At 56.5% G+C, this 14,823-nt stretch carries 1 protein-coding gene; it reads left to right on the forward strand.

The window, feature by feature from the left end:
- Window positions 1-85: 85 nt before the first annotated feature.
- Window positions 86-14,770, forward strand: a complete 14,685-nt coding sequence (locus tag ACWAU4_RS19995; RefSeq protein ID WP_454290363.1) for a Calx-beta domain-containing protein — start codon at window positions 86-88, stop codon at window positions 14,768-14,770.
- The last annotated feature ends 53 nt before the right edge of the window (window positions 14,771-14,823 follow it).

A 14,823-nucleotide genomic window follows, 5' to 3' on the forward strand; every position in this document is an offset into this window, starting at 1 on the left:
ATTTACACTATTTGCCAACTTGCAACCCAAACCTATTGGGCTGCAACTTCACTGATACGGATATTGCAAGCGCCGGGGGCGGGACATGAAAGCACTTATCACTACACAAGATGGTCAAGTTAAGACTTTGAATGGCAAGGCTTATGTCATGTCAAATGGCCAGCAAGTGCCACTACAACAGGGCGACTTCGTCGCGCAGGGAAGCGAAGTTTTTGTCGATAATGATGCACAAATAGAGCTCTTGCTCAGTGACGGAAACAGTCTTGGAAGTGAAGCTGAAGTCCCTCAGGAAGCGTTGCAAAGTGCCGATTCTGCAACAGATTCTGAAATTGCTCAGCTACAGGCCCTTATCGCTGCGGGAGAAGATCCAACCGCTTCATTGCCTGATACTGCTGCCGGTGGAGCTCAAGGGAATGAGGGGACGTCCGGCTTTGTTTCCTTGGCAAGAAGTGGGGCAGAAACTCTGGCTGCCAGTGGCTACGATTCAGCGGGCGTCGAAGCTGATGCCATTACACTGCAAGATGGCTTGTCACAAAACACCTTCGAGTTGACTCAAGTTGCTCCCAGCACTGTAACCTTGTTGGCGCCAACCCAAGTCAACGAGGGTGGCAGCATTACCTACACTGCTGTTGTAGACAATGCTCCTCTGGAAAGTGATTTGGTTCTGACCTTGTCCAACGGCGCAACTATAGTGATCCCTGTTGGCCAAACTTCAGGCAGCGTTACCGTCGACGCCCCCAGCGATGATGTCTACTTGGACACTGAAGTACTGAATGTCGGTGTCACTGAGTCCCAGGGCGGCAACTACGAAAACCTGGACCTCGGCAATAGTGTCGATACTCAGGTCAATGACACCATAGATACCACCACGGTCACCCTGACTGCCCCGGCTGAAGTGAATGAAGGCGGCCAGATCAGCTATACCGCCACGGTCAATAATGCCCCTGAAACTGACCTGGTACTGACCCTGTCCAACGGCGCCAGCATCACCATTGCGGCCGGTCAGACCTCCGGCACCGTGACCGTTGATGCACCGACGGATGATGTCTATCAGGACGGTGAAACCCTCACGGTCAATGTCACCGGTGCCCAGGGCGGCAACTATGAAAACCTGGACCTCGGCAACAGTGTCGATACTCAGGTCAATGACACCATAGATACCACCACGGTCACCCTGACTGCCCCGGCTGAAGTGAATGAAGGCGGCCAGATCAGCTATACCGCCACGGTCAATAATGCCCCCGAAACCGACCTGGTACTGACCCTGTCCAACGGCGCCAGCATCACCATTGCGGCCGGTCAGACCTCCGGCACCGTGACCGTTGATGCACCGACAGATGATGTATTTGTTGATGCGGAAACTCTGACCGTAGGTATAGATAGTGCACAAGGTGGTAATTTTGAAAACCTGGATACCAGTGACACAGCTTCCACACTGGTAAATGACACTACCGACACAGTTTTTGCCCAGATCAGCGTAGACAAATCCAGTGTCGCTGAAGGTGGTGAAATCACTTATACAGTGACTTTGGTCGATGCCAACGGTAACCCGGTAACCCTTCCTAGTGGCGCTTCGGTTAGCGTTGCGCTTGATTGGGGTGGTTCAGCATCTGCGGCAGATGTTGATAATTTACCTCCAAGCGTGACCATTACCGGTGATAGCCAGCAAAGCTTTACGGTTAATACCATTAACGATGGTGTCTATGAAAATAGCGAAAATCTAAGCGTCACCATAAGTGGTGTTACTGACGTTGATAATAGCCTTGAACAACTGGAGATAGGCAGCAACAACAGCGCCGACACCACCATTCTCGATGCCCAGGATGCGCCTGTGGTCGGCATCGTCGCCGAGCAAAGCAGCGTCACCGAGGGTGAGACTGCCGCCTTCACCGTCAGCATCGACCAGGTCGCCGACGAGGATGTGGTAGTCAACTTCACCTACTCCGGCGTGGCCGAGGACGGCACTGACTTCACCGGCGTCGCCAGTGTCACCATTCCCGCCGGCAGCACCAGTGTGCCGCTGGATATCAGCACCATTAACGACGGTATCTATGAAGGCGCCGAAGACTTCACCGTCACCATCGACAGTGTCAGCGGAGCCGATGCCGGCATTGGTGCCAACAACAGCGCCGACACCACCATTCTCGATGCCCAGGATGCGCCTGTGGTCGGCATCGTCGCCGATCAAAGCAGTGTCACCGAGGGTGAGACTGCCGCCTTCACCGTCAGCATCGACCAGGTGGCCGACGAGGATGTGGTAGTCAACTTCACCTACTCCGGCGTGGCCGAGGACGGCAGCGACTTCACCGGCGTCGCCAGTGTCACCATTCCCGCCGGCAGCACCAGTGTGCCGCTGGATATCAGCACCATTAACGACGGTATCTATGAAGGCGCCGAAGACTTCACCGTCACCATCGACAGTGTCAGCGGTGCCGATGCCGGCATTGGTGCCAACAACAGCGCCGACACCACCATTCTCGATGCCCAGGATGCGCCTGTGGTCGGCATCGTCGCCGATCAAAGCAGCGTCACCGAGGGTGAGACTGCCGCCTTCACCGTCAGCATCGACCAGGTGGCCGACGAGGATGTGGTGGTCAACTTCACCTACTCCGGCGTGGCCGAGGACGGCAGCGACTTCACCGGCGTTGCCAGTGTCACCATTCCCGCCGGCAGCACCAGTGTGCCGCTGGATATCAGCACCATTAACGACGGTATCTATGAAGGCGCCGAAGACTTCACCGTCACCATCGACAGTGTCAGCGGTGCCGATGCCGGCATTGGTGCCAACAACAGCGCCGACACCACCATTCTCGATGCCCAGGATGCGCCTGTGGTCGGCATCGTCGCCGATCAAAGCAGCGTCACCGAGGGTGAGACTGCCGCCTTCACCGTCAGCATCGACCAGGTGGCCGACGAGGATGTGGTGGTCAACTTCACCTACTCCGGCGTGGCCGAGGACGGCAGCGACTTCACCGGCGTTGCCAGTGTCACCATTCCCGCCGGCAGCACCAGTGTGCCGCTGGATATCAGCACCATTAACGACGGTATCTATGAAGGCGCCGAAGACTTCACCGTCACCATCGACAGTGTCAGCGGTGCCGATGCCGGCATTGGTGCCAACAACAGCGCCGACACCACCATTCTCGATGCCCAGGATGCGCCTGTGGTCGGCATCGTCGCCGATCAAAGCAGCGTCACCGAGGGTGAAACCGCCGCCTTCACCGTCAGCATCGACCAGGTCGCCGACGAGGATGTGGTGGTCAACTTCACCTACTCCGGCGTGGCCGAGGACGGTACCGACTTCACCGGCGTCGCCAGCGTCACCATTCCCGCCGGCAGCACCAGTGTGCCGCTGGATATCAGCACCATTAACGACGGTATCTATGAAGGCGCCGAAGACTTCACCGTCACCATCGACAGTGTCAGCGGTGCCGATGCCGGCATTGGTGCCAACAACAGCGCCGACACCACTATTCTCGATGCCCAGGATGCGCCTGTGGTCGGCATCGTCGCCGATCAAAGCAGCGTCACCGAGGGTGAAACCGCCGCCTTCACCGTCAGCATCGACCAGGTCGCCGACGAGGATGTGGTAGTCAACTTCACCTACTCCGGCGTGGCCGAGGACGGCAGCGACTTCACCGGCGTTGCCAGCGTCACCATTCCCGCCGGCAGCACCAGTGTGCCGCTGGATATCAGCACCATTAACGACGGTATCTATGAAGGCGCCGAAGACTTCACCGTCACCATTAACAGTGTCAGCGGTGCCGATGCGACTATCAGTCCTACCGAGAGCAGCGCCGACACCACCATTCTCGATGCCCAGGATGCGCCTGTGGTCGGCATCGTCGCCGATCAAAGCAGCGTCACCGAGGGTGAAACCGCCGCCTTCACCGTCAGCATCGACCAGGTCGCCGACGAGGATGTGGTAGTCAACTTCACCTACTCCGGCGTGGCCGAGGACGGCAGCGACTTCACCGGCGTTGCCAGTGTCACCATTCCCGCCGGCAGCACCAGTGTGCCGCTGGATATCAGCACCATTAACGACGGTATCTATGAAGGCGCCGAAGACTTCACCGTCACCATTAACAGTGTCAGCGGTGCCGATGCCGGCATTGGTGCCAACAACAGCGCCGACACCACTATTCTCGATGCCCAGGATGCGCCTGTGGTCGGCATCGTCGCCGATCAAAGCAGCGTCACCGAGGGTGAAACCGCCGCCTTCACCGTCAGCATCGACCAGGTCGCCGACGAGGATGTGGTGGTCAACTTCACCTACTCCGGCGTGGCCGAGGACGGCAGCGACTTCACCGGCGTTGCCAGCGTCACCATTCCCGCCGGCAGCACCAGTGTGCCGCTGGATATCAGCACCATTAACGACGGTATCTATGAAGGCGCCGAAGACTTCACCGTCACCATCGACAGTGTCAGCGGTGCCGATGCCGGCATTGGTGCCAACAACAGCGCCGACACCACCATTCTCGATGCCCAGGATGCGCCTGTGGTCGGCATCGTCGCCGATCAAAGCAGCGTCACCGAGGGTGAAACCGCCGCCTTCACCGTCAGCATCGACCAGGTCGCCGACGAGGATGTGGTGGTCAACTTCACCTACTCCGGCGTGGCCGAGGACGGCAGCGACTTCACCGGCGTTGCCAGCGTCACCATTCCCGCCGGCAGCACCAGTGTGCCGCTGGATATCAGCACCATTAACGACGGTATCTATGAAGGCGCCGAAGACTTCACCGTCACCATCGACAGTGTCAGCGGTGCCGATGCCGGCATTGGTGCCAACAACAGCGCCGACACCACTATTCTCGATGCCCAGGATGCGCCTGTGGTCGGCATCGTCGCCGATCAAAGCAGCGTCACCGAGGGTGAAACCGCCGCCTTCACCGTCAGCATCGACCAGGTCGCCGACGAGGATGTGGTAGTCAACTTCACCTACTCCGGCGTGGCCGAGGACGGCAGCGACTTCACCGGCGTTGCCAGCGTCACCATTCCCGCCGGCAGCACCAGTGTGCCGCTGGATATCAGCACCATTAACGACGGTATCTATGAAGGCGCCGAAGACTTCACCGTCACCATTAACAGTGTCAGCGGTGCCGATGCGACTATCAGTCCTACCGAGAGCAGCGCCGACACCACCATTCTCGATGCCCAGGATGCGCCTGTGGTCGGCATCGTCGCCGATCAAAGCAGCGTCACCGAGGGTGAAACCGCCGCCTTCACCGTCAGCATCGACCAGGTCGCCGACGAGGATGTGGTAGTCAACTTCACCTACTCCGGCGTGGCCGAGGACGGCACCGACTTCACCGGCGTTGCCAGTGTCACCATTCCCGCCGGCAGCACCAGTGTGCCGCTGGATATCAGCACCATTAACGACGGTATCTATGAAGGCGCCGAAGACTTCACCGTCACCATTAACAGTGTCAGCGGTGCCGATGCCAGCATTGGTGCCAACAACAGCGCCGACACCACTATTCTCGATGCCCAGGATGCGCCTGTGGTCGGCATCGTCGCCGATCAAAGCAGCGTCACCGAGGGTGAAACCGCCGCCTTCACCGTCAGCATCGACCAGGTCGCCGACGAGGATGTGGTAGTCAACTTCACCTACTCCGGCGTGGCCGAGGACGGCAGCGACTTCACCGGCGTTGCCAGCGTCACCATTCCCGCCGGCAGCACCAGTGTGCCGCTGGATATCAGCACCATTAACGACGGTATCTATGAAGGCGCCGAAGACTTCACCGTCACCATTAACAGTGTCAGCGGTGCCGATGCGACTATCAGTCCTACCGAGAGCAGCGCCGACACCACCATTCTCGATGCCCAGGATGCGCCTGTGGTCGGCATCGTCGCCGATCAAAGCAGCGTCACCGAGGGTGAAACCGCCGCCTTCACCGTCAGCATCGACCAGGTCGCCGACGAGGATGTGGTAGTCAACTTCACCTACTCCGGCGTGGCCGAGGACGGCAGCGACTTCACCGGCGTTGCCAGTGTCACCATTCCCGCCGGCAGCACCAGTGTGCCGCTGGATATCAGCACCATTAACGACGGTATCTATGAAGGCGCCGAAGACTTCACCGTCACCATTAACAGTGTCAGCGGTGCCGATGCCGGCATTGGTGCCAACAACAGCGCCGACACCACCATTCTTGATGCCCAGGATGCGCCTGTGGTCGGCATCGTCGCCGATCAAAGCAGCGTCACCGAGGGTGAAACCGCCGCCTTCACCGTCAGCATCGACCAGGTCGCCGACGAGGATGTGGTGGTCAACTTCACCTACTCCGGCGTGGCCGAGGACGGCAGCGACTTCACCGGCGTTGCCAGTGTCACCATTCCCGCCGGCAGCACCAGTGTGCCGCTGGATATCAGCACCATTAACGACGGTATCTATGAAGGCGCCGAAGACTTCACCGTCACCATTAACAGTGTCAGCGGTGCCGATGCGACTATCAGTCCTACCGAGAGCAGCGCCGACACCACCATTCTCGATGCCCAGGATGCGCCTGTGGTCGGCATCGTCGCCGATCAAAGCAGCGTCACCGAGGGTGAAACCGCCGCCTTCACCGTCAGCATCGACCAGGTCGCCGACGAGGATGTGGTGGTCAACTTCACCTACTCCGGCGTGGCCGAGGACGGTACCGACTTCACCGGCGTCGCCAGCGTCACCATTCCCGCCGGCAGCACCAGTGTGCCGCTGGATATCAGCACCATTAACGACGGTATCTATGAAGGCGCCGAAGACTTCACCGTCACCATTAACAGTGTCAGCGGTGCCGATGCCAGCATTGGTGCCAACAACAGCGCCGACACCACCATTCTTGATGCCCAGGATGCGCCTGTGGTCGGCATCGTCGCCGATCAAAGCAGCGTCACCGAGGGTGAAACCGCCGCCTTCACCGTCAGCATCGACCAGGTCGCCGACGAGGATGTGGTGGTCAACTTCACCTACTCCGGCGTGGCCGAGGACGGCAGCGACTTCACCGGCGTTGCCAGTGTCACCATTCCCGCCGGCAGCACCAGTGTGCCGCTGGATATCAGCACCATTAACGACGGTATCTATGAAGGCGCCGAAGACTTCACCGTCACCATTAACAGTGTCAGCGGTGCCGATGCGACTATCAGTCCTACCGAGAGCAGCGCCGACACCACCATTCTCGATGCCCAGGATGCGCCTGTGGTCGGCATCGTCGCCGATCAAAGCAGCGTCACCGAGGGTGAGACTGCCGCCTTCACCGTCAGCATCGACCAGGTGGCCGACGAGGATGTGGTAGTCAACTTCACCTACTCCGGCGTGGCCGAGGACGGCAGCGACTTCACCGGCGTCGCCAGTGTCACCATTCCGGCCGGCAGCACCAGTGTGCCGCTGGATATCAGCACCATTAACGACGGTATCTATGAAGGCGCCGAAGACTTCACCGTCACCATTAACAGTGTCAGCGGTGCCGATGCCGGCATTGGTGCCAACAACAGCGCCGACACCACCATTCTCGATGCCCAGGATGCGCCTGTGGTCGGCATCGTCGCCGATCAAAGCAGTGTCACCGAGGGTGAGACTGCCGCCTTCACCGTCAGCATCGACCAGGTGGCCGACGAGGATGTGGTAGTCAACTTCACCTACTCCGGCGTGGCCGAGGACGGCAGCGACTTCACCGGCGTCGCCAGTGTCACCATTCCGGCCGGCAGCACCAGTGTGCCGCTGGATATCAGCACCATTAACGACGGTATCTATGAAGGCGCCGAAGACTTCACCGTCACCATTAACAGTGTCAGCGGTGCCGATGCCGGCATTGGTGCCAACAACAGCGCCGACACCACCATTCTCGATGCCCAGGATGCGCCTGTGGTCGGCATCGTCGCCGATCAAAGCAGTGTCACCGAGGGTGAGACTGCCGCCTTCACCGTCAGCATCGACCAGGTGGCCGACGAGGATGTGGTAGTCAACTTCACCTACTCCGGCGTGGCCGAGGACGGCAGCGACTTCACCGGCGTCGCCAGTGTCACCATTCCCGCCGGCAGCACCAGTGTGCCGCTGGATATCAGCACCATTAACGACGGTATCTATGAAGGCGCCGAAGACTTCACCGTCACCATCGACAGTGTCAGCGGTGCCGATGCCGGCATTGGTGCCAACAACAGCGCCGACACCACTATTCTCGATGCCCAGGATGCGCCTGTGGTCGGCATTGTCGCCGATCAAAGCAGCGTCACCGAGGGTGAAACCGCCGCCTTCACCGTCAGCATCGACCAGGTGGCCGACGAGGATGTGGTAGTCAACTTCACCTACTCCGGCGTGGCCGAGGACGGCAGCGACTTCACCGGCGTTGCCAGTGTCACCATTCCCGCCGGCAGCACCAGTGTGCCGCTGGATATCAGCACCATTAACGACGGTATCTATGAAGGCGCCGAAGACTTCACCGTCACCATCGACAGTGTCAGCGGTGCCGATGCCGGCATTGGTGCCAACAACAGCGCCGACACCACTATTCTCGACGCCCAGGATGCGCCTGTGGTCGGCATCGTCGCCGATCAAAGCAGCGTCACCGAGGGTGAGACTGCCGCCTTCACCGTCAGCATCGACCAGGTGGCCGACGAGGATGTGGTAGTCAACTTCACCTACTCCGGCGTGGCCGAGGACGGCAGCGACTTCACCGGCGTTGCCAGTGTCACCATTCCGGCCGGCAGCACCAGTGTGCCGCTGGATATCAGCACCATTAACGACGGTATCTATGAAGGCGCCGAAGACTTCACCGTCACCATCGACAGTGTCAGCGGAGCCGATGCCGGCATTGGTGCCAACAACAGCGCCGACACCACTATTCTCGATGCCCAGGATGCGCCTGTGGTCGGCATTGTCGCCGATCAAAGCAGCGTCACCGAGGGTGAAACCGCCGCCTTCACCGTCAGCATCGACCAGGTGGCCGACGAGGATGTGGTAGTCAACTTCACCTACTCCGGCGTGGCCGAGGACGGCAGCGACTTCACCGGCGTTGCCAGTGTCACCATTCCCGCCGGCAGCACCAGTGTGCCGCTGGATATCAGCACCATTAACGACGGTATCTATGAAGGCGCTGAAGACTTCACCGTCACCATTAACAGTGTCAGCGGTGCCGATGCCGGCATTGGTGCCAACAACAGCGCCGACACCACTATTCTCGACGCCCAGGATGCGCCCGTGGTCGGCATCGTCGCCGATCAAAGCAGCGTCACCGAGGGTGAAACCGCCGCCTTCACCGTCAGCATCGACCAGGTGGCCGACGAGGATGTGGTAGTCAACTTCACCTACTCCGGCGTGGCCGAGGACGGCAGCGACTTCACCGGCGTTGCCAGTGTCACCATTCCCGCCGGCAGCACCAGTGTGCCGCTGGATATCAGCACCATTAACGACGGTATCTATGAAGGCGCTGAAGACTTCACCGTCACCATTAACAGTGTCAGCGGTGCCGATGCCAGCATTGGTGCCAACAACAGCGCCGACACCACTATTCTCGATGCCCAGAACCCACCAAGCATAGGTAACATCACCAATGTTGCCGTATCTGAAGAGGGGCTGACCGATGGTGCGCCGGATGATGTAGGCGACACAGATACAACAGATGCCGTGATAGCCAACGGTACCATTGAGCTGCAAGATCCTGACAACGATGAGCTGGAAGTTACGCTTAGCGGCCCATCAGGTATAACCTCCGGAGGCGTCGATGTAACCTGGAGTTGGGATGCCAGTACTCAGACTTTGACAGGCTCTGCCGGTTCAACTGTGGTGATGACCATATCGCTCACGGCTCCTGCGGGTAACAGCAGTGGTACTTGGGGTTATGAGGTCACACTGCATGCTCCGCTGGATCATCCTGTAGCCAATGTTGAAGATGTGCTCAATTTGAACTTTGGCATTGATGTCGCGGATGGTTCAGGAGCGACAGACTCAAGTTCATTCCAGGTTACAGTTGAAGACGACTCACCTGTTGTCGATGTTGAACCTATCTTGGATGGGGTCAACACTGTTGGCACCTATACTGGGGTCATGAACACATCAGGAGCAGATAAAGACTATAGTGCCGATCTCAGCGGCAACGTAAACGGCTGGGATGCTGGTTCTCAAACCTACTTTGGTGCTTCTGATATCACGGCCGGAGGCAAAACAGTCTTCTTCTTTGTCGATCCAAACAACCCGGATCAACTGTTCGCTTATACAAGCGATGAAAGCCCTGCTACGGCCTATGATGCGTCTAACCCTGATCAGACGCTGATCTTTACCCTCAACACAGATCCAAACAGCGACAGCTATCAGCTCGATATATTGCAGAGCATAGACAAGCTGGAAGAGATAGACATTGGCGCGTTGGACGGAGGTAAAGGAGGCATCAGCGGTACCGTGTATGTCACTTATGACAACGCTACCGGTGCCTACAACATATACAACGATCCAAGCAAAGTGCCCTCTGATGCCGAAGTTGCTTTCACGCTTTACGGCCGTGATGGCAACGGAGACTTGGCCGATGTCAATGGTACAGACAACGGCTTTGGGGTGGCTAACCCTTGGGTTTCAGGTGGTGAGACCCTTATCGTTGACTATGCAGACACAGTAGCCAGTGCCAGCTTTAACTTCAACGTCGGTAATAACGACCCTGTGCTGGTGCACTACAAGGCCTATGATGCCAACGGTCAACTGCTGGGTGAAGGCGAAATCGGCCCCAACGAAGTTATCAGTGATTTGGGCGCTATCGCCTATATCGAGCTGAGTGCTGTAACGCCTGACGGTGCCAAGTTCCAACTGACCGGCACAACCGCTCAGGAGATCGTCAGCTCCACAGAGCCTCTGGATCTGGACTTTGGTGTAGTGGTCACTGACAGTGACGGCGATCAGACCAACGGCAATCTGGATATTCACCTGGATGCTCCAGGAGGCGCTCCAGTCGCTATTACCTCCTATGCACTGGCCAGTCTGGATGAATTTGGTTTGCAGGATGACAACCTGGATACCGATCAACAGTCACTGCGCTTCAAGGCTGGTGACAGTGAACTTTCAGACTTCGGCTTCAACTATCAAAATGGTGACTTCAGCGGTATTACAGTGGAAGGGATAAGAGAAAACTTCCCATTGAGCTGGCGCCTTGAGGGTGAGTACCTAATAGCTTCAATGCCGGGTAATGGTCCAAATAAAGACGTATTGAAGATCAGTCTGGATTGGTCTGCCATAGCGGCAGGCAGTGAAGGCAATATCATAGTCAACGCTGAGCTGATAGGGAATCTCCCCCATAACATAGATGTCGACTCTCTGAAGATTTCAGGTATTGAGATTGTTGGTACAGATAACAACAACCAAACCGCAGTATCGACTCTGGACGTTAAAGTCGAGAAGTACACGGCTGCAGTGGATGATTACCAAGAAATCAATGAAGATCAGCTGGCAACCGGCAACATTTTTGACAATGACACAGGTGAGTTCAGCGATGGCCAAGACATTGAACTGGCCAGCTTTACCGTAGCCGGGGATAGCCAGGTCTACATCGCAGGAGAAGATGTCACAGTTGAGGGTGGCACTCTGGTTATCAATCTGGATGGTAGTTATACCTTTACTCCGGAAGCCAACTGGAACGGTACTGTGCCCGTTATCACCTATGTGACCAACAATGGTGATACTGCGACCCTGACCATCAAGGTCAACAGTGTCAACGACGCACCGACTATCGTTACCACTACCAATGCTGTTGTCTCTGAGGAAGGCTTGACCAATGGCCTGCCGGATTCAAACGGCAGCAGTGATACCACTGACAGTGCCACTGCAAATGGCACTATCCAGCTTCAGGATGTGGATGGTGATGCACTGACTGTTAGCCTGACACCACCAAGTGGTATCACCTCAGGTGGCCAGGCTGTTACCTGGCAGTGGGACGTTGCGACTCACACCCTGACAGGCTCTGTAGGTAACCTTGCAGTAATGACTGTGGTACTGACACCGCCAGCGGGTAATGGCAGTGGTGATTGGGACTATCAGGTCAATCTGTTGGGACCAATAGATCACCCTGATACCAGCATTGAAGATGTTAAAGATCTGACATTTGGTGTCAGTGTTAATGACGGCAATGGCGGTACTGTCTCCGGTAGCTTCGTGGTCAGTGTCGAAGATGATGCGCCTTACATGCCTGATACAGCTCCGGTAACGGCTACGGTAACCGATATTCCGGATACTCTCATAGGCGCCTTCGATCTGACCGGTTACACAGGTAATAGAGGGGAACTGGACTTTAATGGTTTCACCATCACTGCCAGAGGTTTTACCTCATCTACCGACCACACTCTGACCTCGGCAAATATTAACGGCAGCAGTTCAGGCATAGGGGTTGCCAGTGTTGGCTCGCCATACCACAACATAGCCAACGAAGTAGATTTCCGTGAATTTGCTGATGGCACCGGCGTTTCTGAAGAAGTCATCATAGATCTGGATCCCAACACCCTGGCGTTCGGCATGAAGATAGAGTTTGCCAACATCTTCGGAGGTGAGCTTGAAAGCGGTGTGGTTGAGTTCTGGCGTGATGGCCAACTTATATCGACCCAAACCTTCAGCTCTGATGCCGGTAACGGTGACTATGCGGCTGACTTTAACGTGCAGGATGGTGGCTTTGATAGAGTTGTTATCAAGGCAACCGACAACAGCACAGCCCCCAGCCATGGAGACAACAGTGACTTCACGATTTCCTCGATAGAATTCACTGGTACAGGCAATGCCCCGGCAATCGCCTATGCTTCCGGTGAAGTAACGGCCCAATGGGGCGCTGATGGCCAAGGCAGCCTTGCATTGGCAGGTGTGACCGACACGTCCCTGGTTACCGCCAGCGGGGAAGCCGTTGAAGTGACCCTTTCAGGCAATACTTTGCTGGGCCAAACAGACTCGGGCGACTTGGTCTTTAAGCTGGAATTCACCCCTGGTACAGGCCACTGGGACTTCTATCAGTACCAGACCATGCAGGGCACCGAAGACGGCGACCTGGACTTTGCAGTAACGGTAACCGATGCCGATGGTGACTCTTACACCGGCAATATTGCGGTGGTGCCTGTATTTAACTATCAGGTCACTGAAGCGGGTCCAGGCGATCAAACGGTCAATTTGGGTAACGCCGAAGATATCGTTATCGGCGACCTGGATGGCACAGTCGTGGTTCCCGGGCAGGATTACAATATCGCCTTTATGGTCGATAGCTCGGGGAGTATCAACACCAGCACACTTAATACCATGAAGTCCCAGTTGGCACAGGTATTTGAAACTCTCAAAGACAGTGCAGGTGGTGAGCAAAGCGGCACCGTGAAAATATTCTTGGTCGATTTTGATACTCATGCCAAGGGCAGCATCAGTGTAGATCTCAATGACCCCAATGCATTGAGCACTCTTCAGAATGCCCTGAATGACATGAGCAGCGGTGGCGGCACCAACTATGAGGATGTCTTCACCACCACAGCCAACTGGTTCGCCAATGGCGATGCTCAAGATAATAGCGGTGCCACTAACCTGGCCTTCTTTATCACTGACGGCAAACCAACTTACTACAACGCCAATGCCGGTGGGAACCCGAAGATCTACGACACGTGGTGGAGTGGTAATGATCGTAGCTTGTCACAAGTCATTGGCGCAGCCTACGTATTCGGCCAAGTCTATACCGTTAACGGACATGTGGTAATTGACGAAAGCGGTAACGTGTTCAGTGTAGAAGACTTTAACAACGTGAGCAGAAGCCCTGTTGGAGCCATGCGACCCGATGCCCAAGGTAACTATGATTACTATGCCTTGGCTGGTACCGGCAGCAGTACCAATTCGGACACTACGGCGAATTCCGAAGCTGGTTTTGCTCTACTCTCTGGCCTGGGTGTCACGGTTGAAGCCATAGGAATGGGCTCCAATATCGATGAGGATGACCTGCAGTCTTACGATACAGATGGCAACGTCCAGACCAACATCGATGCCGATGAACTTGCCGACGCTATTCTCGGCAATGAAATCACCAATATGCCTGGCTCAGATACCTTGGATGGCGGTGCGGGTAACGACATCATCTTCGGTGACGTGATTCGCTTTGATGGTATTCAAGGTCAGGGTTACAACGCGCTCAAAGCCTTTATTGCCGGCGAGTTGGGCCAAAGTGATGTGACCGATGCTGAAATTCACAACTATATCAGCGAGCATTCAAACCTCTTTGATAAGTCAAGCGCCAACGACAAGGGTGATATCATCCGCGGCGGTGACGGAAGCGATATTCTGTTTGGCCAAGGCGGTAATGATGAACTCTACGGCGGCAATGGTAATGACATGCTGTTCGGTGGTAATGGCAACGACCTGCTGGTTGGCGGCAATGGTGATGATTGGCTCACCGGTGGCCAAGGCGTAGATACCTTCAGCTGGAAAGCGGGTGAAACCGGCACCGACCATATCACTGACTTTGAGCTCAACAAAGATCAGCTGAACCTCAGTGATCTGCTGTTGGGTGAAGAGCACAACTCACTGGAGCAATATTTCGAATTCAGTGTTGCTGATGGCAATACCACTATCTCGATCGATGCAGATCTGGATGGTGAATTCGATCAGCACATAGTGCTCGACGGTGTCGACCTGTTTGCGACATACGGCAGTGATGAAAGCGACATTATCAATGGCTTACTGGGGAACAGTGGCGATGGCCCTCTGATTGTCGACACTCAATCGGGTAACCCTGGTTCCTCCTATGTCAGTCAAACCAGCTCCAGTGGGCTGGATGAGCAAAAAACGCTGGATTCAGTGTTTTAAAAGCTCTGTTGTTTGAATGCTAGCCCATATTGCAATTCGCAATATGGGCTAGC

It is taken from the genome of Shewanella sp. FeAMO (assembly GCF_053653955.1).

Excerpts from the sequence above, each read along its gene's own strand:
- ACWAU4_RS19995 (WP_454290363.1), top strand. The coding sequence starts at position 86 with ATGAAAGCACTTATCACTACACAAGATGGTCAAGTTAAGACTTTGAAT.